The following is a 23,156-nucleotide window of genomic DNA, read 5'->3' as shown; positions in this document are numbered from 1 at the left end:
TGTATCATTCGATACATCAATCTCTCGTAATTAAGCCCCTGTCCGTAAATTTTCCGGCATGACTTACTGAGCCTAATTTTTTGGTCAGATTTTATGAGGCATTCCTGATTTTTTATCAATGACAAATGTAATCATTTTTGTCAAATGCTTAGGGATTTCCCAATAAATAATCTGCCCAACCCTGCAAAAAATTCGTTTCTTTGCCTTGTTCCATTGTTGCAGTCCGGATATATGGAATTTGTTAATTTGAAGAATTTTCCTTAGTGTCTGAAGATCCCGCGTTGCTTCAGACTAATTTCCACATACTGCTCTGACGTAGTAATACGCGCTGAAATCCTGCCATGCGACAAATCCCATGTCAACACTGACATACCATGCTGCCACATAAGAACGGGTGTCCGCGCTCCACAGCCATTTCTGCGTGTTGTCAAATATCGGTTCAACGCAGAAATCCCTGTCCCGCAGAGGTTCCGTGAGCAGGGACATCAGTTCGTCAACTGTGGGAAGCCGCCAGTTATCATGTCCTGCAAAACAGGCTTTGTTCAATTTATCAATATAAACACGGGCATGATTCCATGTCACAGGATAATCTGTCCCGGACTGCTGCCATATGAGACCGGTTGCGCTGTCTGTGATCGTGTCATCAGTGTTCACCCTGAAATCATTTTGCATATAGCATAAGGGACGCCACAGCTTGTCTGTGGAAAACAGCTTCGGGGCTTCCTGCGGACTCACTTTGACGTGCTGACTTCTGAGCTTGCCTGACATTTTCGGAGGTTTAGTTTCAGAAGTTTGAAATTCAGGGACGGGCGGAAGACTGCAAATTTTTTCTTTTCTGATCTCCCGGGCCGCCTGAAGCGCATCCAGTTCTTTCAGCATGGCGTTTGCACTGACAAATCTGTCTTTGCTTTTCCTGGCAATGGCTTTTTTTATGAAAACATCCCAGGCTTCGTCCAGATCAGGGCTGATATCTCCCAGGACAGCAAGCGGTTCTGTGGGAAGGGTTCCGGTAAGCATCCGGTAAAGGGTGACACCGACCGGATAAATATCTGCGCTGAAATCTGCCTGGTCCGGGTTGATTTCTTGTTCAGGCGCAGCATACCAGGGGGAACCGACTTTCAGGTTGGAGGGACCCGGAAATGCTTCTCCTCTGAGTTTGGACAAGCCAAAATCACAAATTTTTACTGTGTCATAGTCTGTCACCAAAATATTAAAGGGTTTGATATCTCGGTGAACAATGCCTGCATGATGGAGACAGGCAAGCCCCAGAAGCATCTGACGGGTATAATGGATGGCCTTGTCTGTTTTGATCATGCGGGACGGCATCTCAGTTTTGTAAGTTTCTCCGATCATGGTGCCAAGATTATTGCAGTAGTAATCCATGATATAAAAAAGTTTTCCGTCTGCTTCGTCAAAATCCAGGATTTGCACAATATTCGGGTGTCTCAGATATGCCATGTTGACTGCTTCGGAAATAAAGAGGTCCCGTATTTTTTCGGGTCCCATGATGTTCACAAGAACCGGATTCGGTTCAAGCCGTTTCAACGCGGCAATTTTGCCGATGACCGGCACTTCCACCTTGTAAATTTTCCCCATGCCGCCCCTGCCAAGCAGCCCGCGTATTTTATATTTACCGATTTTTTTCATAAGTTGTCATGTCCCGGTTTTTTCACCAAAGCCGGTTGGCGTGAGCTTTGGGAAGACCTGCTTTGAAAATTTTATTAACAACCGTGGCAATGTCGTAAGGAATATATTTTACTTCGATATGGTAATTCAATGTATCCCATATCACATATTTTGAATTATTATCCCCGTCTCTTGGCTGTCCTACGCTGCCCACGTTTATAATATATTTTTTTTCATCATAAAGGAATGTTATCCCTTTGTGCATCGGTGTCCGGGTAATTGCCTTTTCGTCCGGATGGCTAATGGCTCGTCTGTCAAAACCAATGATTTCCAATTCATGTGTATGCCCGATAAAACAGATTTCTTCTTTCATCTGTTCAAAAACTTCCTGAAGCTTCTCCTCCGAAACATGAAATAAATAGGTCGTGGGCGAGTCGGGCGGAAACCCGTGTACAAAGCGATATTTTTTACAGAGTATGTATGGCTTCATACCGCAAATGAAGTTGATAGAGTCATTTGACAGCATGGAAATTGTTTTTTGCAAAGATTTACGGGCAATTGGGTTAAACCATTCCAGATGTCTCCGATCTGCTACAACCAGTTCATGGTTTCCCATAACAGAAGGGATCTTACGTTTACGGATAAGCCTCACCACACCCTCGGGTTCAGGCCCGTATCCGATGTTATCTCCCAAGCTGATAATCGCATCAACATTCGACCTGTCAATATCAGCTAATACCTCTCTGAATGCGTCCAGGTTGCCGTGGATATCGGAAATAACAGCAATTTTCATAATTTGAAATTTGAAACTTGAAACTTAAAACTTGAAACTCGATAGTTGCAGGCTATGCTGTTTTCAGTTTCCAATATTTTATGTTTGAAGTTTCAACCCTTTACTGGAAAAAATAAGATAAAGAAAAACAGTATAGCAAAAAATTGCGCAAATGGCAAAGAAACGAAAATAGATTCCCATGGGCGCAAGCACCAGCACTGTAATCCAATGAAATATAATAACGCTGTTTGAATGAAGACGTATTGGAAAATCCCGATGCCTGCATATGACAGCAAGACCGCTCAGATTCCATCCGTATAACGAAGCAAATGAATGCAATTTTAAAAGTAACTCTGACGTATCTCCGGCATAATATTCGGGGAAAAATTCCAATATAATGTAAAGTATTCCGGTTACTGATGTGAACAGGAGAAACCCCATACCTGATGCTAAAAAGTTCTTCTGTTGGATATTCACCCCGAGTCCGCAAAACAGATAAAAAATCATGATAACAGTAAGAAAAAGAATTGTCGTAACAACAAGTTGCAAAACAAGTTTTTCAAAGAGTATAAAAAGAAAAAATATGATGACCCCGAGGTTTATGCTCCAGAAGCCCGCGTTCTTTAAAAATGCGGAATGCGGGGCGCGAAATACAGTGTGAAGCTTTTTAAACTTTGAGTTTTGAATTTTAAATTCTGTCCTGTCTCTCATAAATGAAAACATCACTGACATTGTAATCAGAGAGAGCGGAAAAGAAAATCCGAGAAAAAATGTGTCAAGCTTCAGCTTGGGAAAGGATATTATTCCCAGATAATTGTTATTCAGAATTACCAGACATGAAATTACCAGACCAATGGAAAGACAAAGAAGGGATGCCTGATGAAATTTTTCAGAAACCGGTACAGATGATTTGAAAAAATCAACCGGAAAGAATGTAAATTTTTTTACTCTTACTGTTTCCACAACAAATGCAAGGCCAAGAGACATCAGCATAGCGGGTATATAGTGTTCAAAAAACGCCAGGATTGCGTAAATGACTGCCAATAAGCAAAAAAGAATCACCTTTTTGGATGCTTTTTTCTGATTTTCGGTGAAATAAAGAACAATGGTCCCCCCGCTGCATAAATTAAAAAGAAATATATGAAGACGCTCAAAATTATGTGTTACTCCCTCCGGAACAAAAAGATGTAAAAAACCGAAAAACAGCGCGGATGACATCAATATCATTAAAACTGACCTGAATCTGATACTCATTTATATTCCTAATTCTCAATTCTTAATTTTCAATTCCTATCTATAACTTGCCAAGAAGATGTGAAATCGTTCCTTCAATATTCGGATTACGAAATCTGTATCCTGTTTTCAGAAGTTTTTCTGGTTTAACCCGCGTGCTTGAGAGAAGAATTTCTTTGCCCATCTCTCCGAAGGCAATTTTTATGGCTGTCTCAGGTATTGAAAACGGGGTCCGGCGTGAAACAGCTTTTCCCAGGGTTTCTGTAAACTCAAGATTTGTTACGGGATTGGGTGAGACCACATTCACCGGCCCTTCCAAGTTTTCGTTTATTATTGAATGGTAAATAGCTCCGATAACATCATCCGCCTCAATCCAACTCATAAATTGTCTGCCAGTACCGATTTTGCCCCCGATCCCTATCTGAAAAGGTGGCAAAAGTTTTGCAAAAGCTCCCCCGGCAGGTGTCAGCGAAATTCCGATTCGCAGAAAAACCACCCGGATCCCCTTTTCAATGGCAGGGGCAGCCGCCTGCTCCCATTCATGACACACCCTGGAAATAAAATCATCGCCAGGGCCGTCTTTTTCTGTAAGCATCCTGTCCCCCCGGTTTCCATAGTATCCGATGGCTGAGGCGCACACCAGCACGCGGGGCCGCGGGTCAAGTTCTGCCACTTTTCTGGCAATCAGGGCGGTTCCTTTTGTCCGGCTCTCAAGGATTCTTTTCTTTTTCTTCTCTGTCCATCTCCCCTGACCAATATTTTCACCCGCGAGATGGACCACCGTATCAATTCCGCCAAGTTCATTCAGATCAAGATGACCGGAAACAGGGTTCCAGTAAATCTCTTCTTTTTCCGGGACAGGTTTTCTTCTGACAAGACCGACCACCCGATGTCCCCCGGTTGTCAGAAACGGAACAAGCGCAGACCCCAAAATGCCGCTTGCCCCTGAAACCAAAACATTCAGAGGTGATTTACCTGTCATTGGCAAATGAGCAGCGATATCCCGGGCAAGTGTGGTATGACGATAATTAAAAATTCTTTCAAGTTTATTTCGAACATTATGGCCTGCAAAAAAATTTCCAAAAGGGTGAAACCTGAGGGCATAGTCAATGCGGTCTTCAAGAAAACAGGCACAGGGGCCGTCAGGCTCAAATTTGTGAGTATGAATCCACTGAGCCAGAGGACCTTTTACCTGTCTGTCTCTGAACAGGCGGTTTTCTTTATACTCTGTATGTTCTGCAATCCATTTAAAAGGAACAGGCCCTGCTTTCATTTTCAGAACCACCTTGGCACCTTTCCGGATTCCGCCTTTTCTTTCCATGACACAGACGGGATCCCAGGGAGGACTCAGCCTTTCAAGCGCGCCTGGCCGTGAATGCCACTTGAAAACGGTTTCAACCGGGGCAGTTATACGTGAGCGTTTTATAAAAATCTCTTTTTTCATAGTGTTTCTGATACCCGGATTATTTTTGGGGATTTTCTTTTTTCAAAGGCTCAAATTTGTAATTTTACCACAAAAAATAAAAATAGCAAATTTTTTTAGTGCATTCAACTAAAATTTTCATATCAGTCAGCAGATCGAAAAGTTGAATAAATCCGAGTTGGTTTCCCCGCGGAGGGCATTTTCTGACCCGTTGATAATCTTGTAATAAAATGTTTCATATTTTATCAATTTTTATATAACCTGACGAAATATGAAAAAGACCTTGCTCAAATCCTCAGCTTATGGTTTGCTTTATGGAACTCATTGGTATATTAATAAATCTGTTTTTTCGTTTATGTTAGAAAATGATAAAAATTTCCTGATTATAACGGATTCAGGGGAGGGCCGACCAAGCCCCGTAAGGGTGGCATATTTGTAGCATCCGGAGTGCGAAAAATGCTTTGCCGGAGTGCGAAAAATGCTTTTTCGCAGGCGCAAAAATAAAATTTTTGCACTCCGGATCTGTTCGGAACTGCCTGATTCTATAAATATGCCGCCCTTACAGGGCTTTTTACCGGTCTTCCCTAAATCCGTTATAATCAGAAAATTTCCCTCTGTCCGCTCCTGCCAGATTGGGGAATCCGCCAAAGCCGGGGTCTGGTTTGTCAATTTGAAACAGACACAAAAAAGGAAAATCGGTTCTTTGCTATTTTTATATACCATGAATATACTGAATTTATACAAAGAGTTTGTTTTCTGGGTCAAAGATGAAATTTTTGAATACCAATAACAGTCACGACCCCGTACCCATAAACGGGCATGAACTGCCAGTCACAACGAACGATAAAAGCCGTGGCAAATTGCAAATAACAAGAGACAAATCAATGATCCCCGATCACAACGAAGTATGAAAGTGATGCCGGAATTTTATCAATTATCTCTTTCATATAAACTTGAAACTTTTTTAACTCTCTGCTATGAAGGGTTTATGTCAGCACTCTGTTCATCGGGCGATGCAGAATCTGCGTCAACAGTTGCCAGGTTTCAGATTAATAAAAAATAAAAAATTGGCATTCAGGTATTCAGGTGCCAGGAGTCTGAGACGTTTGGAAATAAGGACCCGGATCGGCCGGAGTGTATGGTCCGGTTTTTCCATGCACTCGGATTTCAAAAGGTTTTGTGCTTATTCGTTATGGCTTCTGAGTCGTTACAAGATCAGATTTCTATTTTTAAATTATAAGTGCCTTGATAAAAGTTTTTACATATTTTCAATAAGATACGGATGTAAAAAAACTTATGTCCGGCTGCTTAACTTGGAAATTATATGCTACTTCTTATTCTTTATGTTTCAATAGCCTTGATATTTTCTTTTTTTTGCTCAATTGCCGAAGCGGTTCTGCTGAGTGTGACCTCGCCTTATATTGCATCACTGGAACAAAAGGGAAAGCGAACCGGCAAACTGCTGCGCAAGCTTAAAGATGATGTGAATCGCCCTTTGGCGGCAATCCTTACGCTGAACACCATCGCACACACTTTTGGTGCAGCCGGTGTGGGGGCGGAAGCGGCTGTGATTTTTGGCAATGAGTACATCGGTGTCATATCTGCCGTCATGACTTTGTCTATCCTGATTTTTTCTGAAATTATTCCCAAAACACTTGGTGCAAGCTACTGGCGTCAGCTTGCGCCGGTAGTGGCGACGTTTCTCAGATATTTGGTGTGGATATTATTCCCACTTGTTTTTCTTTCCCAGACACTGACAAAGAGGCTTTCAAAATCCTCTGAATTAAAAGGGTTCAGCCGGGAAGAATTCGCAGCCATGGCGGATCTCGGAGCCAGGGAGGGGCAACTTGCGGTAAAAGAATCTCGTATTTTAAAGAATCTTTTTCGTCTCAGTTCAACAAAAATTAAAAGTATTATGACCCCGCGCACGGTAGTCTTTGCATTGCAGCAGAACATCAGCATTGACAATTTTTTTGAACAGCACTATCAGACCCCTTTTTCTCGTATTCCGATTTACAACCGGGACCGTGACGACATTACCGGCTTTGTCCTGAAAGATGATATCCTTCTGGCTCAGGCCCGGGATATGCACAATTCGCAACTTCACGAGTTTAAGCGGGATATAAAGGCGGTTCCCAGCACAGACTCGGTTTCCGAACTGTTCGAGTTTCTGCTTGACCGCCGGGAGCATATTGTGCTGGTCGTGGATGAATACGGCGGCATGGAAGGGATTGTCACGTTGGAAGACGTGGTCGAAACCCTGCTGGGGCTGGAGATCGTTGATGAAGCGGACAAGACTGTTGATATGCAGGCGCTGGCTCGTGCATTATGGGAAAAGCGGGCGCGGAATATCGGACTGATTGCAGATGAGGTAAACCAGACGAGCGGCGGTGAGGCAATTAAGCCTGTTGAGAACGCAGAGATATCCGACGAGCGCAGTGAGGCAGATGCACCTGCTGAGAACACAGAGATATCCGAGCGCAATGAACCGTCTGAGAATGCTGATGTAAATCAAGCTATTGAAAAGTAAATACTGTCAGATCATTTGCCAGACAGGGGTTGCAAATCCTGTCTGGCAAAAAATCCTGTCGCAAATTTCAAATCTGCTGATAATTGAATACTGAAAAAAATTTCAGACCGCTTTTATCTGACCATATTGTGCGGAAAGCGGATTCATATCTGTTCCCCGGGCACAGCCAATCAGATATCCCTTTTCAGGCTGCAAATTTCCGTTCAGCGAGATTTGAAACGGGAACACCCCTTTCATTTCATCATCAACAGGAATATATGCCCGAAATATTTTTAGCCCTGAAAAAAGCCCGTTTTTAACATCTATCTCCTGCATGGCTTCCTTTCTGCCATTATCAAAAACAACGGCCGCGCTCTGACATTCTCCGTAAACTGCCGCGTCAACAAGAAAGTCTTCACCTTCAAAACGCAGTTGTTTTGAACCCTCCCCCATCACAGGATGCGTTGCGATAATGCGAGGTGTCCCGGGATCGAACCATTGAACCTGTTTATGAAAAGCATCTCTTTCTTTCTTCTGAACAAGGAATTTTATTAAATCAACTGCCCGGGATGCAATATTGCTGTATTCTTTCTGTGAATCCTCATCTGTTTCATCAAGGAGTTCTTCTATGGTTACAGGCGCGCGGGCTGTCCAGAAACCCGCATGTCCCGGCATGTTGATAATACCCTCATCGCCCGAGCCGAACAGATTTGACATCATTATCACAGCATCTCTTCCGTTTGAATCTGTCACAGAGTTCAGCACTGAACAAAGAAGATCGCTGCCTAATGTATCCAAATCCGCTTGTTGGGCAAGGTCGTCAGTCAGATAATCCTGCTGAACAAGCCAGTTGATGACCTTCTGCTTTTGTTCATCATTTTTAAAATAATATTTTTTTTTGGCCCACTTTTCTTTCCCTTCCCACCATCCCCGAATTGTGATTGTATCATGAGTTGAAAAACACACATGGGAATTTGGGGTAATACGGTCAAACCAAAAAGCAGTATGATCTCCTATAAAATGCTGGTACCCGAAAAACAGCGGCTTAAATTCAGTTGCCCCGAGTTCATTCAGCGAGCGGGTGATTTGTTCGGGAACAACCCCCAGATTCTCAAAAATCAATGATTTCCCCTGTTCCTGTGCATATTGCATAAACTGAGATATGATTTCCTCTCCCAATCCCATATTAAAAAAACCGACGCGGATACTGTCAGAAGGTGACAAAAACATTTCTTTTTCTTTTATAATTTTTTCCAGATAATCCGTATCCGTGAATTGGTTCGGGCTGAGAAGCGTATAAAGCAACTTTTGCCCATGTTCCGAAGAATCCTGGCTGTACCAGCCGCACTGGGAATGTTCATACGCTCTCTGATCTGTCTGCTTACGTGCGGCAAAGATCACATGGGCATGCTTCAGATCGCCGGATTCATCAAACAACCGAGACACCGCCTCGGGAGGAAATGTCTCTTTAATCCCTTTTTTGATAAGCGTATATATTTGTGTTCTTTTTTCTTTTCTAGGAAGATCACCTTTAAAGACCTTGTCTGTCTCGTTCCATATTCCCATCTTTTCCAGCGTCATTTCCCAATTGCTGTCTTCGGTCATATAATACAGCCGATAATATCCCAATAAATGATCAATCCTTAACAGATCGGAAAACTGTAAAAAAAACAACAGCCTCTCAAGCAGCAGAGATTTTGAGGCCGGATGTTGAATATCCGGAAGATAAAACTGCCAATGCTGCGGGATATCAAGCTGGTGAGGCGGGGCACCTTGTGTGTATTCCCTTTTAAGAGTACGGGGATCCATCAGAAATGCCTCTGGATTGCACCAGATATCTGCATTGCCAAAGGCATAAGGCTGATCAAGCATAAGATCAACTTTGAATTCCCCTTTGCCGGCCTTGGTTCTGATAAATTTGAACTGCGCTGTCAGCATCCATTGTAAAAATGCCTCAAACAATATCTCCTGCTTATGTTTTTGCTTTAAATCCTGAATCACTTTGGGGACGCGCAATGCAATTTCCCGGGGCCAGAAACGAAAATCATCTGTTTTGAATTCCTTTGCCAGAATAAAAAATAAAAGATGATCTGCCAGCCACTGATTTGAGATACAGTATTTTTTAAACTCCCGTGTTTTAATGCTTCCTCGGGTGACATCCGGATCACTGACCGGATTTGCCAGGAAGTCAGCGATCTTAGGACCTTCTTGTTTTAATTCATATTTTTTAAATTTTCCGAATACCGACCTGAACACTTTATATTTACATTCACCAGCCTTCCGATTTTCAGACTTTTTATTACGCCTCAGAAGAGCGGCTTCTTCATTGAGAGAGGATAGAAGCGAGCATATTTCCGGACAAAAACAAGCATCTTTTTTCCCAAAACCTAAGTCATCCAGCATCATATTCAATCCGATATATACAGGGTCGAAAACATAAGCGCTCGCGTTGGCATAGGGACAGTTATCATAAAGCGGGATATTCAGCGGTAATAATGAAAGTACGGAGATATGTGTTTTTTTTGCAAACGCAATGACTTTTAACAACACATCCAGATCGCCGATGCCGCTGTCATGCTGACTCCTCCAGTATGACAGCGGCGCAAATAATCCCATTGAACGAATACCTAAAAATGCTTTGGATGCTTTTTCAATAAAAAACTTTTTCATAAAATGATCTTTTTCCTTCTGGTTTCAGCCGCCGTCAGCAGTCTTTTTAGGGATTTTTCCAAAAATAAAATACCCGGAAATGTGGAAATGTAGGGTGGAGCGAAGCGGAACCCACCGCACTCTGGTTTCAGCCGTCGTCAGCAGTCCTTTTAGGGATTTTTCCAAAAATAAAATACCCGGAAATGTGGAAATGTAGGGTGGGTGGAGCGAAGCGGAACCCACCGCACTCTGGTTTCAGCCGTCGTCAGCAGTCCTTTTAGGGATTTTTCCAAAAATAAAATACCCGGAAATGTGGAAATGTAGGGTGGGTGGAGCGAAGCGAAACCCACCGCACTCTTTTTCACAGTTTCGGAAAACATTCAAGACCATCCATTTTTCTTCCGGAGTTAAAGCTTTTCCTTGTTTGCGCATAATTATTATGATAGCAGAATTAAACTGTTGCTGTCAAAAAAATTAGTCCCATTTATGGTGTGCCCTACAATAGTTTCATTTTCATAGTCCGCCTGATTTCTGAGCGTCTGCATATCCGGCAGATATGATTTCACTTTGACAGGACAAACCTTTTGTTTTATGAATTTGTCCCGGTCTTCCAATTTTTTCGGAAGAACCATATTCAGTAGATCGAAAAGTTTTCGGGCTGTCGCGGGACAGACACGGCGAACGGGGGAGAAACCCCATATGCATCAGGCTAAGATTACAACCTACTGTTTTTATTAACTCTGATTTTGCCGGACGGGGTTTGCAACCCCGTCCGGAATATTTTCCGGATCGCCGCCCGCAAACGTTTCGGACGGGGTTGCAAACCCCGTCCGGCAGCCGTCCCGCATTCTTAGCCTGATGCATATGGGGAGAAACCCGGCTTTTTCCGGCGGGGGGAGCCTTCTGTCCGGGGAAAAAAAGCCGGGTTTCTCTGCCGCACCGCACACAGTCCGGAAACTTTTCGATCTACTGATATTTTGAAAAAGCGCAGTTTATGCCAGCGGACAGTATGACACCTGACAGTCGTCCAAGGTCTGAGTCATATTTTGTTTAATTTCTATTTTAAATAGCTATCTTCAATTTTCTGAACTACGCCTTCCTTTTTCAATTTACTCAGAGCCTGACTGAATTTCTCTGACAATAACCTGCCCCTCTCACCTATGGCTTTGGAAAAGGCTACATATGACGATACTTGGGATATGATATATGTTGTCTCGATCTTATCAGCAAGTCCGAGCTTTTTGATGAAAAATCTGAAAGGAGCCTCGACAGCCACAGCTACATCCATACGTTCGTGTAAAAGTTTTTTCACCTGCATATGTATATTTTTGGAATAGTCCTTTTTCAAACCCTGATAAGAGTCAAATTCTGTTCCGTAGGAATAGCCTTGGTTCACCCCTACGACTTTACCTTTCAGGCCATCAAGTTTTTCCAGTTTCATCCCCCTTTTCTTCAGAGAAAAAACTGCGATCTTCTTAACCGTCATCGGCTCTTCAGGAAAATACAGAAATTTGGTTCGCTCTTCGGTGCGGATCGGAGGAAAAATGGCATCTGCTTTTCCTTTTTTCATGTACCTCACACACCGCTTCCAAGGATATTGATGGAATTCAGCTTCGGCATTAACTCTTTTACAGGCTTCTCGTATGATTTCCACATAAATACCTCTGAGTTGATCATTTTCTTTATACATATTAGGAGGTATATCTTTTTCCAGAGTGACAAAAATGATATTTTCAGCTGAAACATCAGACGATGAAAACAAAGCTGAGATAATTAAGGCTGTAATAAACTTTTTTTTCATATAGCTTTTCCCTATATCAGTTTGAGATTTTCAGATTAAAATGCATGACCCTTTCATAGTTATTTTCTTTCTCTGAATTATAGAGGGACAGCCAGAACAGCAAAATTACCATGACACTTTCATATAACGGCTATGATCTGCCGCTCATAAAAAAGCATGAAAGTATTTTAACTTCAGGCACTTCAGGCACTTTAGCTCACTTCAGGCATTTCAGGCACTTATAATTATTTCCTTTCCCCGAAAATGGCCGTTCCGATGCGCACAAGGGTTGCGCCTTCTTCAATGGCAGTCTCAAAATCACCGGTCATGCCCATGGAAAGCTCATCCATTGCCACATTGGGAATGGCTTCCTTTCTGATTTCATCACGCAGTTCCCTGAGCGTTGAGAAAAAAGGGCGCACTTTTTCAGGCTCATTATAAAACGGAGGAATGATCATCAGTCCTCTGACAGCCAGATTTTCAAGCTGGCTGATGTCTTCAGTCAGCTTTTTCAGTTCCTTCACAGAAGCACCTGATTTTGAAGCTTCCTCGCCGATATTGACCTGTATCAGTATCTCCTGAATCTTATTTATCTTGCCTGCCTGTTTGTTCAGCTCACGGGCAAGTTTGAGCGTGTCAACAGAATGAATGAGATCAAACAATTTTACAACGTATTTTGCCTTGTTGGTCTGAAGATGGCCGATAAAATGCCACGACACAGGATATGACGACAGCGCTTCGATTTTTTCCCGGGCCTCCTGAATATAATTTTCTCCGAAGATGGCAGCCCCCCCGTCAATGGCTTCCCTGACCTTATCCGCAGACATGGTTTTGCTCACCGCCACAAGACGGACCGTTTCGGGATTCCTTCCACATTTATCGGCAACCTGTCTGATGCGATCTTTTACACTTTCCAGTCTTTCCTTCAAATCCTCCCCCTTTTTTGAAGTGAGAAAAGAGAAAAGAGAAGTCAAAAAGATCAATTCTCAATTCTCAATTCTCAATTCTCAATTCTCAATTCTCAATTCTCTCATTTTTTACAGACATCATCAACAGTTAATGTAAATTTACAGGATGACGAAGTTTCCCACAGATGTTTATCCATGGGGCCGCTGCATCCGGCATCTTCTAAAAGTCCCCGCTTGCCGTCTTTTGTGCAGACAAGGACAATGGCGTGTCTGTTTTTCTGAGACACTTTGACGGTATATTCCTTGAATGGCTCAAGAAGTCTCGGATCATGCTTGGTTGCCAGTTTCAGCAGTTCCTGATCGCTGATACCTTTGGGCGGCTTTTTATAACGCACGGTTGATTCCACGGCTGAGGCAAGTTTTGTCAGGGATGAAGCCAGCTTATTCATCACCTTTTTGTCAGGTTTATCTTTTTTTCCGCAGCCTATGGAAACCGCGAGCATCAGTGCCAGAACAACAACAAGTATTTTTTTCATTTTTATTCCTCCCAAAAAACCAGTTGGTCATCTTCATCTCTGCCAGTGTCAAGATTCCAATTGCCGATCTGCTCAAAGCATTCGTCATCACCTTCCAGAACACCTCGGGCCACCAGCGACCATACCCCCTCAACATTACTGATGGCCTTGTCAAAAAGGTCGTCAAAGTGCATCGGTCCCTCCGGGGTCTCCAAATCCTCAACATACTGCATATCCACTTCATCCTTGAGCGGATAAACCAGACCATGACCCGAAGCCACATGGCGGGCAAGGGGCAGGAGCATATCTCCGCTTCCGGCAATGTCTCCGACAATCTGCCTGAAACGGAGGTGCCACTTGCTGATATCAGGCGGGTTTGCTTCAAATTCATCAGGATAGACATCCCGCAGCATATTCTCCCAAAGGTTCAGAACATCCGGATCAAGCTGATCAGGGTCATCAGGGTCACTGCATATTCCGATGCCGGAATCCAGATGGTCGGCAAGTCCGATGTCCCCCAGGTTCAGACGCTGAAAAATATAGACATCCTGATTCATTTCACAAATTCGGTGGCCGGACTTATTTTCATGGTAAGGCCCGACGATTCCCTCAACAACAGGATGTATGGTCACATCCGTTGCGACATGGGCAGAATATCCCAGCAGAAAGGCAAGTCCTTTTTGCTGCGCCTCACTCTCTGTTTCACGAAGATGACGAATCCCCGCATGAATCATTTCACCCGTTCGGGTGTAGTGCATGGCATCGGCCCATTCAGCGGCTTCGGGAGTTTCAAGAGCGAGGTAGGGATAGTCAGGGGCCACAGCCCCTAATTCACAAAATTTGAAGTAATCCAGTATGGCTATGATGGCATCTTCCGGGAATCCCGGGATGGCCTCAAGCCGCATGGGTTCCTTCATTTCGTTTTCCAGCGTAATGTGGGTGTAAGCACCGGACATAACACTTGCTCCTTTCTGTTAAGGGTTAAAAAAAGTCTGCAAAAATTACAAGGAACTGGGATAAGAAAAGGAAAAAAATTTTCTTATCTCTGACTTGTCGCTTTTTTCTACATAGAAATTTAAATAAATACATCACATTATGGTAAGAAAAAAATCACATTTGGGAATAGAAAATCCCTTTTACTGTCAGAAATCCCTGTGGTTTTGTTATTCTTTCCAGGCATCAGGCGGAAACGGATACAAATCCCATTTTTCAAAAATTTTTTTTAATTCACCGGAGTTAACTAATTTCATTATCCTTTTATCATAAATTTCAATGAGTTTTTCTGATCTTTCGGATTTTGAAAAAGCCATATACATCTTCTCTCCCCAGAGAGGTTCTATTCCAAAGGGGGTGAAATCAATATTGTTTTTTCTGATATAATACTCTATTCCAGCAAGCGCATCCATAAGAACCTCAGTTTTATCTTTCTTTAGCATGTCCCATGCCTGACCATGCGTGTCAACTTCACTCCATTTTAATTTTATTCCTCTGATATTCGGATTTTTATGAAAGTCATATCCGTGAATCCATATTGCCTGCCTGCCTCCGAGTGTTTCCAAGCCTCTCCACTCCCCTATTTTACTTTTTTTAAAAACAGCGACCGTGTATTCTATAACCATAGGATATTTAGGCGCAAGCATTTCTTTGCCGATATTTTGCACAGCCACACTTAGCATGGCATCGGCTTTGCCTGAGCCTACCATTGTCTCGGCATGTTCCCAGGGAACAATTTCGTGTTTCATTTTTATACCGACAGGTTCATACACTTTACGGACAATATCAAAAAAAAGTCCTGTTCCGTCTTTGTTTGTGAAGCCTTCCCATGACGGTGTGACAACATGAATTATTTTAATATCTTGTCCAAATGCGAAAGCAGATAAAGATAATGTCAGAAATAATATGAATCCTGTTTTGGAAAAAATGCTCATGCTTCCCTCCTTTGGTTGAAGTTTGTGCCTGTTATCTGGAAGTGGCTCAGACATTAAACTGAAAATAGTTGTCCCAAATATAATCCAATCGTTCCAAAGCCATATCCAGAGAGACGGCCTGAAAGATATCTTCCCCTTTTTCATCTTGCCCGATGACCTTGCAAAGAGCGAGTTCTTTTAGTTTACGCAACGCGTCTTTTATCTCAAAGTCAACCCGGACATCGTGCGTGTTTTCAAACCACGCTTCAATAACATTATCCAAAGCCGATTCAGTCAGACCGTTTCCGTCCCGGAGCAGGAAATAATAACTTAGCACAGCTTCCTTACATTCCTCTTCTTCTGCCGCATCAATGATATGATGAAACACCCCCGCGTTGTTGCCCAGGTTTTTAAAATAAAGATTATCTCCCAGGGTTTTCATAAATCGGATTTTACGGTTTTTGTAATTGTTCCATTGCTTCAGGACAAATCCGCCAAGAGCCGCCAAAGCGCTCACGCCTGCGATCATTCCGGATATTTCAGCAGGACGGAGCGGGGGAATATCCCCTCCGGTGATGAAAGAACTGATCATGAACCAGAGTACCGAAGCCATGGCAATAAGACCGGCACTGGTTTTAAGGAAGACTGCGATGCCGCCGCCAATGGCTGTTCCGCCCATCAGCAGCATATCTTTCAATTTCATCCGCACCTGCGTATTGGGAAAAAGCATTTCTATGTCAGCCTTGGGGATGTTTTTGAAAAGCTTTATAATCATGCTTTCCGGCTCAAAATGGAGGTCTTTTCGCTTTTTTGCTTCAAAATAGGCTGCATCTTTGAATTTTATAAGCATTGCCACCCGTTCAAAGATGGGAATATCCACTTCCATTTTTTTTACAAACCATTTCTTAAAGGTGACTTTTTTGGACTTTATTCCCCGCCAGAAGATGAGCCGGCTGTCAAAGTCATCAAAATCCACAAGCAGGCTGATTTGGAAAAGGGATTCTTTTTCAATGGCATATGCCAGGTCTTCTTCGGTAATCTCTTCATAATTGGCGTCATTTAAGATTGCTTTGAAATTTTCTATGAGATTATTTTCTGATTTCCTGATATCTTCCGGTGAATAGTTACGCATCGTCCGGGTGTCCTTATCAGGATTAAACGGATAATAATTTTCTTTGAGAAGCTCTGATTTCTTATGAAATTCAAAATGATAAATGCTCTCTAAAATTTTACAGACAGAGAGAAACTTTTCCTGTTCCGCGTGATCAAATGTTCCCTCTTCACAGGCCAAAGTGATAATTTCTGATTTCCGAAAAGGAATAAACCGTTCTCTGTTTTCGTATTCAGCCATTTTTCTGATTTTCCTGATTTTTAAACAAGTACCTAATCATAAGTTTTTCGATGGTTACCCGGTGAGGAAACCCGGCTTTTTTCCCGGAATGAATTTCTTCTCCTGAAAGAAAAAAGCCGGGTTTCTTTGCCGCTCATAGAAAAAAACATATATAAAAACTTTTGCTCAGGTACTTAAATATACAGATACTCTGAAACCTGAACTGTGGCAGGAGTTGGCCCCTTTTTTCAGCAGAGTACACGTTTTTTATTAAAAAACACTCTGATAAAACCGTGTTCGTTATCTTCTTCTTTTTTAGTTACATACCAGCCATTTTTAATGTAAAAGTGAATCGCCTGATGATTTCCTTCAAAGGTTTCAAGTCTGATGACCGAATTGCCTTTAGGAATCGGTATTAAATAACTTTCCCATTTTAATTTATTGGAATTGCACGATAATTCCATTTGGGTAAAATTTTGTCGAATACAATTCGCATTTCTGATTTAAAAGTTTCAGCAACTTTTCGACCGGTTTCATAGACTTTATCAATAACATGGACAAAGACTTTTAAACCTTTTTTGGTATGTGTTTTGGCTATCAGATCAGTCACCACCTCCAAACTTGAAAAGATTACTCCCTGACACGCACGAGTAATATGAGGAAACAGGCGATGTTCGATCGGATTAAATTTGGAACAATAGGGCGGGTAATGAGCGATTCGGATTTCAATCCCGATTTCATCCGCCAGAATTTGTAAATCTTGTTTGAAAAGGTAATGTCGGGAACTGTTGCTGCCGCCACCATCGCACAATATCAAAACTGACGTGGCATTTGGATATATTCGGCAACCGTAACCATACCACCAATGACGGAAACTGTCACAGGCAAATTCACTGGTATCATGACTTGTTCCCACCTGAACATACCCGATATTGAGTCGCAGGTCATAAAAACAATGCGGAATTATGACACCTTCGGCAAAACTTGTAAAATCATGATCGAAAACTTGCAATTCCTCCAGCGTATATAGTCGGCCTTTCCTGTAAAAATTTCCAAGATATTCTTTTTTCTTGGTATCCATGCTGATAACGGGATTACCGGCCTTCCGGTATTCTGATCTGAGTTTCAAAATATTGTCAAACTGAGCGTCGCGATCTGGTACGTTTTTTTTCATAGGTTTGCGTTTCTGAGCTTTACGCAACCGATAGTCATGCTTTTTGAGCAATTGACGGACAATGTTACGACTCACTTTTACTCCGTATTTTTTTTCCAGAGCCTCCGCGATTTCCCACTCCCTCAGATTTGTCCATCGTACCTTTTCATCCATCGGATCTCCTGCTGTATGCTCACGCACCACATTCAAAAACTGCTCGTCTATTTCAGGGTGCTCAGTCAGATACTGTTTGCGTCCGCCACCTTTTTTACGTATTTCAGAAGATTCAGCAGGAGATTTTCCAATTTGTTTTGCTACGATGTGTCCGGGCAGGCCGCTTACTTCGATCGCTCCTTTGCGCACAGTCCGCCTGCTGCAACCCAAGACTTTGGCAATATAATTTTGTCCGCCATGTCCCAATTTCAAAGCTTCAATACCGGCATATCGCCGGCGGTCTTTTTCATTCAGACTCTCATAGTATCGCCGCATGATTTCTTCTACTTCTAAGGAATAGGGTTGCATAATAATCTCCTTTTGATAAAGTGATTTTGAAATACACTTTACAGGATTACGCAATTTTTTAACATATAAAAATCAAAATGGGCATATTATTTCATGCTCATTCCTTAATGAATAACTGATTCTCAGAATAAGCAAGAAGTTGTGAACCAATGCCCATACGATGGAGGTCAACATCAACCATCATAAGATGTATAAGGTCTTTGAAATAGATGGTGAAGGCGACTATTGAATTATCTTTCAGCAGTACGTCACAATTTTCAATATACTTTCGGAGTTCATTGTCTGACTCACCGCTGTTAATAAACCAATCAACGCTGTCATCTCCTAAAAACGAGCGATAGCACTTGTCTATGGTTCGTCTTGCGGTTTCCTGCATTTTGGGAAGGTCAGCGATTTTTGCTTTCCTGATCTGAATTGTATTCATGCAGCTCCTTTTTGAACGCACCATAACTACCCGTCCTGACGAACCAGTTTCTTATGCTGTTTTTATTACCTTATAAGTTATCTGAATAAAACCGAATTCATAGGTTTTTGTCTCTGTGTGTCTGAGCTGTATATCTTTTTCCAAATCACCAAACAGACGTTTACCCTTACCCAAAAGAGTGGGAATAACGGTAATTGTCATATCGTCAATAAGGTTTGCGGCCAAAAACCGCTGAATTGTGATGCCGCCATCTATGTAAATGCGTTTTAAGCCTTCCTGGGATAAACGCTTATACAATTCTTGCGGAGATTCAGATGAATGTCTGACTGTTTCTTTTAAGCTGGCTGGTATGCTGATACTTTTTTTACTGCTCAGAACAATTACAGGCTTGTTTTCATATGGCCATTGGCCCAAAGATAATACTTTTTCATAAGTATTTCGACCCATAACCAAAGCATCAACAGACGCCATAAAAGAGAAAAAACCACAATCCTCACCTTCCGGAACTGTTGCGTTGGCAGCATCTAACCAGTCAAGGGCATCATCTTCTCTTGCAATGAAACCATCAAGACTGGCTGCTATAAATACGGATGTTGTTAAGCTCATTGATGTTCCTTTTTGAATACATAACCTCTGGTTATGCCTATTTTTGAACAGACGCCGACATGACTTTAAAACTCGTCATTTTTTTTCTCAATAACTATTTTTCTTTTTTCAATTTCTTCAATAAAAATCTTACTCCCAAAATGTTCGCCCGTCAGGCATTTCCGGCGGATTTGTCAATCCGCCGGGACCGGTTCCGGGTCATTTTTGATCTGCTGACTCTTACTGATAAAAGGAGGGCATAACAAATTATTAAGCCCTGATTTTAACCCTCAACCTCCAAAACCACGACCCCTTCCTTTATAAGAATTTCAATTACTTCACAAACAGGAAGTCCCACAACATTTGTGTAAGAGCCGTTAATGCTTTTCACAAGAAATGTGCCAAGTCCCTGTATGGCATAGGCCCCGGCTTTGTCAAAAGGCTCTTTGGTACGGATGTACCATTCGATTTCATCATCTGTCAGGTCTTTAAAAAGGACTTCGGTCTTAACGCTTTCTGAAAAATACCGATTTTTTGATTTGCAACATATGGAATACCCTGTAAAGACACAGTGAGTCTGGCCGCTGAGACGCTTTAACATGGTTCGGGCTTCGGCCCTTGAACCGGGCTTGCCAAGGATGGTGTCGCCAATCAGAACAATGGTATCTGCCCCGATCACCCAACTGTCAGGATATTTTTCTGACAGTTCCCCGGCTTTGGCCTCTGCCAAAATTTTTACATATGTTTCAGGCGAGCTCAGGGGAACGGAACTTTCATCAAAACTGCCGGGCATAACAGAAAATGAAAGCCCTGCCTGCTCCAGCAAATAACGGCGCCGGGGGATTTGGAAGCAAGGATTAAAATCGGATCATCGGATGTTTTTTGTAATTTTTGCATGGGGATTTATTATCAGATGAAATGCGGTTTGACAAGCATCAAGGATGGAAATAAAAAAATAATGACATTAAAATAGAAAAAAAATCGTGTATGATCTTGACAATTATATTTATAAGAGGTAAAAAGCAACTCATTGTTATTCAGATGCCTGGGTGGTGGAATAGGTAGACACAAGGGACTTAAAATCCCTTGATCCTTAGTGGTCGTGCGAGTTCGATTCTCGCCCCAGGCACCATGCTGATAAATTAAGAAGTCGTTCAGTCAAGCCCCGGCCTGTAGTGAAAGCATTCACATAAAGGTTCGGGGCTTTTTTTGTTTTTCAGACCGGCATCGGACAAACGAGTTTTCTGTTTCCCGCTGCTCCTGTTTGACCCAAATGAAAGTATGTGGTAAAAGGATTTTGTTTGCATACAGAGATCACAGGATGATATTTAGAGGCAGAGGAATTTGAGAAGCTGGCGGCGGACAATCCACTGGCTGCCGCGTATCTGCCTCTGACAGACTACCCCAAAAAAGAACGCCCGGTGATAAAAGCCAAGGCGATAAAAGGAATAGCAAAGATGCCTCAGGGCCGGAAACGGGCAACCCTCTTTTCACTGATTCAGGAAAGCTTGAAATTGACCGGGGCGGAGGAAAAACGATTTCAGAAAATTGTTCAGACCGACCCGCTTTATCAGGAGGCAAAAATGTTACAGTCCATTGAAGAAGTCGGATATGAAAGAGGCCTTGAGCAAGGCTTAAAAACGACTGCAAAGAATTTGCTGAAGACCGGAAAACTGACAAAACAGGAAATTGCAGAGGTCACGGGGCTGAAACTCAGCGAAGTCAGGGAACTGGCGAAAGTTTTAAATTTGAATAACCAGACAAACCCGGGTGATAAAAAGGCGTTACATTAAGGCACTGCGGGCCAAAAACGGGCAACATTTTTTTCGCTGATTCAGGAAAGCATCAAATTAAGTTACTTGGGCAAAAGTTTTTTATACATCTGTTTCCCCGGACGGCCGAGAAACCCCATATGCATCAGGCTAAGATCGTAACTCATTGTTTTTATTAACCTGTGATCTGCCGGACGGAGTTTGCAACCCCGTCCGAAATATTTTCCGACCCCCGAAAACAAACGTTTCGGACGGGGTTGCAAACCCCGTCCGGCAGTCTTAGCCTGATGCATATGCCGAGAAACCCGGCTTTTCCCCCACGCACGGCGGGTTGTTCCGGGAAAAAAGCCGGGTTTCTTTTCCGGCCGGGGAGAAAGAAAAACGATTTCAGGCTCCGGATATCCCCTCCCTGCGAGACTCGGGAGGCAGCGTGATGCAAATGGGGCTGATCACCTGGCCAGATAATGACAAGGAAAGAGGATAAGAAAGGGAAACACTCTTCCCCTTCTTATCCTCTTTCCCTGTAAATTTGGAATGTTAAATTTGTTATTTCCGGTTTATCCGGATTAGGACACAGTAAACAGAAAGATATTTTTTATGGATTTTATACCTTCAAACTTGGAACCGACAGAACAAACTGAACCAGCCTGGTGGTTTGCTTTTTCTAAACATAAACTTCTGGTTGAGCAGGCTGACGAAACAGTGGCTGTTCCATGGATCAGAGACCTGGCAGAATTCAATCTGGAGCCGATACGCAAACAATATCTCGGAACATTGAACGGACATCCCTGCTATTCCGCGGAGCTGCCAGATGGTGCGCCTGAGCCTGATGGAATGTCTTTTCTGGGCTTGCGGAGACTGTTCGGATTAATGGAGGAGACTTTTTACAAAATTGCCGGACTCGGGTTTGAGATTGTAAAATGGGACCAGACGCATCAGTATTGCAGCCGTTGCGGTGCTTCCACTGAAAAAAAGCATGATGAGCGGGCTAAAATTTGTCCTGAATGCGGTCTTGTGAACTATCCCCGTATCTCACCTGCCATTATCGTCGCCATAACAAAAAATGACCAGATACTCCTTGCCCGGGCAAACCATTTTCCCACCAAATTATACAGTGTGATTGCCGGTTATGTGGAATTAGGGGAGTCCCTTGAGGAATGCGTCAGGAGGGAGATCAGGGAAGAAGTCGGCATTGAAGTGAAGAATATACGCTACTTTGGCAGCCAGTCCTGGCCATATACAAATTCCATGATGATCGGATTCACATCAGAGTATGCCAGTGGTGAAATCAGAGTTGATGAAGTTGAAATCGCAGACGCAGGCTGGTTTGACGCTGATAATCTCCCGCGTCTGCCAGGGTGGGGCAGTATTGCCAAACAACTGATTGACTGGTTTCTTGAAAGCAGGTAGCATCTGGCCGGACTGCTGCACGACCAATTTTTTCCGGAGTGCAAAAATAGAGCGAAGCGGTTTTTTGCAAGCTGTTGACTCAGATTTTTTCCGGAGTGCAAAAATAGAGCGAAGCGGTTTTTTGCACGGTGTTGACTCAGATTTTTTTCCGGAGTGCAAAAATAGAGCGAAGCGGTTTTTTGCAAGCTGTTGACTCAGATTTTTTTCCGGAGTGCAAAAATAGAGCGAAGCGGTTTTTTGCAAGCTGTTGACTCAGATTTTTTTCCGGAGTGCAAAAATAGAGCGAAGCGGTTTTTTGCAAGCTGTTGACTCAGATTTTTTTCCGGAGTGCAAAAATAGAGCGAAGCGGTTTTTTGCAAGCTGTTGACTCAGATTTTTTTCCGGAGTGCAAAAATAGAGCGAAGCGGTTTTTTGCACGGTGTTGACTCAGATTTTTTTCCGGAGTGCAAAAATAGAGCGAAGCGGTTTTTTGCAAGCTGTTGACTCAGATTTTTTCCGGAGTGCAAAAATAGAGCGAAGCGGTTTTTTGCAAGCTGTTGACTCAGATTTTTTTCCGGAGTGCAAAAATAGAGCGAAGCGGTTTTTTGCACACAGGGAATGCAAAAAACCGCTTCGCTCTATTTTTGCACTCCTTTTTT

20 protein-coding genes and 1 tRNA gene are annotated in these 23,156 nt (G+C 42.8%); 4 read left to right on the top strand and 17 right to left on the bottom strand.

What is annotated here, in order from left to right; all coding sequences use genetic code 11:
* Positions 1-291 precede the first annotated feature (291 nt).
* From dnm_RS06610 to dnm_RS06595, 4 genes are all read right to left on the bottom strand, one after another.
* Positions 292-1,647, bottom strand: coding sequence for a protein kinase domain-containing protein (locus tag dnm_RS06610; protein WP_207681891.1), 1,356 nt, complete (start codon positions 1,645-1,647; stop codon positions 292-294).
* A gap of 22 nt (positions 1,648-1,669) precedes the next feature.
* Positions 1,670-2,419 carry a metallophosphoesterase family protein gene (locus dnm_RS06605; RefSeq protein WP_207681890.1) on the bottom strand — a complete coding sequence of 250 codons (750 nt, stop codon included), beginning with the start codon at positions 2,417-2,419 and terminating at the stop codon, positions 1,670-1,672.
* Positions 2,420-2,497: 78 nt separating this feature from the next.
* Positions 2,498-3,652 (bottom strand): hypothetical protein, encoded by a 1,155-nt coding sequence (locus tag dnm_RS06600; protein ID WP_207681889.1) that lies wholly within the window; start codon positions 3,650-3,652, stop codon positions 2,498-2,500.
* 40 nt (positions 3,653-3,692) lie between these two features.
* The gene (locus dnm_RS06595; protein WP_207681888.1) at positions 3,693-5,075 is read right to left on the bottom strand and encodes a TIGR01777 family oxidoreductase; all 1,383 of its coding nucleotides are present in this window, start codon (positions 5,073-5,075) and stop codon (positions 3,693-3,695) included.
* Between the two features lie 1,303 nt (positions 5,076-6,378).
* On the opposite strand from dnm_RS06595, the gene dnm_RS06590 reads away from it, so the two are divergent.
* Positions 6,379-7,584 (top strand): CNNM domain-containing protein, encoded by a 1,206-nt coding sequence (locus dnm_RS06590; protein ID WP_207681887.1) that lies wholly within the window; start codon positions 6,379-6,381, stop codon positions 7,582-7,584.
* Positions 7,585-7,686: 102 nt separating this feature from the next.
* On the opposite strand, the gene dnm_RS06585 is transcribed toward dnm_RS06590, so the two are convergent.
* From dnm_RS06585 to dnm_RS06535, 11 genes are all read right to left on the bottom strand, one after another.
* Positions 7,687-10,233: a 4-alpha-glucanotransferase gene (locus dnm_RS06585; RefSeq protein WP_207681886.1), complete on the bottom strand. Its 2,547-nt coding sequence runs from the start codon at positions 10,231-10,233 to the stop codon at positions 7,687-7,689.
* Positions 10,234-11,269: 1,036 nt separating this feature from the next.
* Positions 11,270-12,013, bottom strand: a complete 744-nt coding sequence (locus dnm_RS06580; RefSeq protein WP_207681885.1) for a substrate-binding periplasmic protein — start codon at positions 12,011-12,013, stop codon at positions 11,270-11,272.
* Between the two features lie 224 nt (positions 12,014-12,237).
* Positions 12,238-12,921: a YggS family pyridoxal phosphate-dependent enzyme gene (locus dnm_RS06575; RefSeq protein ID WP_207681884.1), complete on the bottom strand. Its 684-nt coding sequence runs from the start codon at positions 12,919-12,921 to the stop codon at positions 12,238-12,240.
* 101 nt (positions 12,922-13,022) lie between these two features.
* The gene (locus tag dnm_RS06570; RefSeq protein WP_207681883.1) at positions 13,023-13,436 is read right to left on the bottom strand and encodes a hypothetical protein; all 414 of its coding nucleotides are present in this window, start codon (positions 13,434-13,436) and stop codon (positions 13,023-13,025) included.
* A gap of 2 nt (positions 13,437-13,438) precedes the next feature.
* Positions 13,439-14,371 carry a zinc dependent phospholipase C family protein gene (locus dnm_RS06565; RefSeq protein ID WP_207681882.1) on the bottom strand — a complete coding sequence of 311 codons (933 nt, stop codon included), beginning with the start codon at positions 14,369-14,371 and terminating at the stop codon, positions 13,439-13,441.
* A 207-nt stretch (positions 14,372-14,578) separates the two neighbouring features.
* Complete coding sequence (locus dnm_RS06560; protein ID WP_207681881.1) at positions 14,579-15,343, bottom strand: substrate-binding periplasmic protein; 765 nt, start codon at positions 15,341-15,343, stop codon at positions 14,579-14,581.
* Positions 15,344-15,389: 46 nt separating this feature from the next.
* Positions 15,390-16,673 (bottom strand): TMEM143 family protein, encoded by a 1,284-nt coding sequence (locus dnm_RS06555; RefSeq protein WP_207681880.1) that lies wholly within the window; start codon positions 16,671-16,673, stop codon positions 15,390-15,392.
* Positions 16,674-17,085: 412 nt separating this feature from the next.
* On the bottom strand, positions 17,086-18,327 hold the full coding sequence (locus dnm_RS06550) for an ISAzo13 family transposase (RefSeq protein WP_246555998.1): 1,242 nt from the start codon (positions 18,325-18,327) through the stop codon (positions 17,086-17,088).
* A gap of 97 nt (positions 18,328-18,424) precedes the next feature.
* Positions 18,425-18,751 carry a GNAT family N-acetyltransferase gene (locus dnm_RS06545; protein WP_207681879.1) on the bottom strand — a complete coding sequence of 109 codons (327 nt, stop codon included), beginning with the start codon at positions 18,749-18,751 and terminating at the stop codon, positions 18,425-18,427.
* A gap of 51 nt (positions 18,752-18,802) precedes the next feature.
* Positions 18,803-19,357 (bottom strand): dihydrofolate reductase family protein, encoded by a 555-nt coding sequence (locus dnm_RS06540; RefSeq protein WP_207681878.1) that lies wholly within the window; start codon positions 19,355-19,357, stop codon positions 18,803-18,805.
* A gap of 262 nt (positions 19,358-19,619) precedes the next feature.
* Positions 19,620-20,162 (bottom strand): Maf family protein, encoded by a 543-nt coding sequence (locus dnm_RS06535; protein ID WP_246556233.1) that lies wholly within the window; start codon positions 20,160-20,162, stop codon positions 19,620-19,622.
* Positions 20,163-20,379: 217 nt separating this feature from the next.
* Between dnm_RS06535 and dnm_RS06530 the strand changes: the two genes are divergently transcribed.
* The 3 genes from dnm_RS06530 to nudC all read left to right on the top strand — a co-directional run bounded on the left by dnm_RS06530 (position 20,380) and on the right by nudC (position 22,518).
* Positions 20,380-20,468: transfer RNA gene (locus dnm_RS06530), tRNA-Leu, on the top strand.
* A gap of 289 nt (positions 20,469-20,757) precedes the next feature.
* Entirely contained in the window at positions 20,758-21,129 is a 372-nt protein-coding gene (locus dnm_RS06525) for an RpnC/YadD family protein (RefSeq protein ID WP_207681877.1), read from the top strand.
* A gap of 576 nt (positions 21,130-21,705) precedes the next feature.
* The gene (gene nudC / locus dnm_RS06520; protein ID WP_207681876.1) at positions 21,706-22,518 is read left to right on the top strand and encodes an NAD(+) diphosphatase; all 813 of its coding nucleotides are present in this window, start codon (positions 21,706-21,708) and stop codon (positions 22,516-22,518) included.
* 136 nt (positions 22,519-22,654) lie between these two features.
* Here the strand turns inward: nudC and dnm_RS06515 are convergent, their stop codons facing one another.
* Positions 22,655-22,819 carry a hypothetical protein gene (locus dnm_RS06515; protein WP_207681875.1) on the bottom strand — a complete coding sequence of 55 codons (165 nt, stop codon included), beginning with the start codon at positions 22,817-22,819 and terminating at the stop codon, positions 22,655-22,657.
* A gap of 67 nt (positions 22,820-22,886) precedes the next feature.
* Positions 22,887-23,108 carry a hypothetical protein gene (locus dnm_RS06510; protein ID WP_207681874.1) on the bottom strand — a complete coding sequence of 74 codons (222 nt, stop codon included), beginning with the start codon at positions 23,106-23,108 and terminating at the stop codon, positions 22,887-22,889.
* Positions 23,109-23,156: the final 48 nt, after the last annotated feature.

This window comes from Desulfonema magnum, from assembly GCF_017377395.1.
GTDB classification, from domain to species: Bacteria; Desulfobacterota; Desulfobacteria; order Desulfobacterales; family 4be13; genus Desulfonema_C; species Desulfonema_C magnum.
This window is presented reverse-complemented; position numbering and strand designations above follow the sequence as displayed.